At 34.1% G+C, this 1,052-nt stretch carries 1 protein-coding gene and 1 pseudogene; both read left to right on the forward strand.

The features are described from left to right. Positions 1-313 precede the first annotated feature (313 nt). Positions 314-535: a transcriptional regulator gene (locus FHL06_RS14105; protein WP_119326494.1), complete on the forward strand. Its 222-nt coding sequence runs from the start codon at positions 314-316 to the stop codon at positions 533-535. A gap of 16 nt (positions 536-551) precedes the next feature. Further along, positions 552-1,052 (forward strand): annotated as a pseudogene (locus FHL06_RS14110) (ATP-dependent Clp protease ATP-binding subunit); the annotation flags it as partial.

The raw sequence follows: 1,052 nt of genomic DNA on the forward strand, positions 1-1,052 counted from the left end.
TAAATAAGAATAACTAAAATAAAGTCTTTTATTTTGTGGCAAAAGTTTTTTGCTATCGGCTTTATTAAAAGTTAAAGGTAAGTTCTTGTGAGCTCGGAAGTTGAGCAAGTCGAGTCGATCATAAACATGATTTAATCTGTTTAAAGTACTCAATAATGCCTTCATTAAATCACCTCTTAGTTACTTTTATTTTACCAAATTGTTGATATATAAGGAATTCAGAACCATTTTAAAAATATAGCACAGAAGTGATACTTCACACTTGTAATATATTACTTTTGTGCTATACTATAAGTGTGGAGGTTGAAGAAAGATGAGAATAGATATCAAATCATACTTACAAGATAACGATTTAACGATTTATGTAATAGCAAAGAAAAGCGGGTATGGTTATACGACTCTGCACAAATCTTTCAATAAAAAACAATCTTCCGCCACACCAATCAATTTGCGCGATATAGAGGCAATTGCTAAAGCGCAGGATACTGAAATGTGGAGAGTTCTGCGTGAATTGGAGTTGCATTATCTAAAGTGAGGAGGCTTTTATTTATATGGCAAGATCATTTTGGGACGAAGATCCATTTAACGACAATATGGACGAAATTTTTAAAAGATTAATGAGTCAACAAAACGGCAATTCACAGGCTAAGTATTATGTGAATGGTCAAGAATTGACTCCTGAAGAATTAGCAAAATATCAAGAAGCTAGAACGGCTGGTAAGAATATTCCAGTTAGTGACAGTAATAAACAAAAAAATGGCACAATTTTAAATAAACTCGGACGTAATTTAACTCAGGAAGCCAAAGAGGGCTTACTTGATCCGGTTATCGGTCGTGATAAAGAAATTCAAGAAACAGCAGAAGTATTAAGTCGTAGAACCAAGAATAATCCAATTCTTGTTGGTGATGCTGGTGTTGGTAAGACTGCGGTTGTTGAAGGTTTAGCACAAGCTATTGTAAAAGGTAACGTGCCTGAAGCAATCAAGGATAAACAGATTATTTCAATTGATCTTTCTTCATTGGAAGCCGGAACACAGTACCGTGGTTCATTT

The sequence above is a fragment of the Companilactobacillus halodurans genome (assembly GCF_009600985.1).
Classification (GTDB): Bacteria; Bacillota; Bacilli; order Lactobacillales; family Lactobacillaceae; genus Companilactobacillus; species Companilactobacillus halodurans.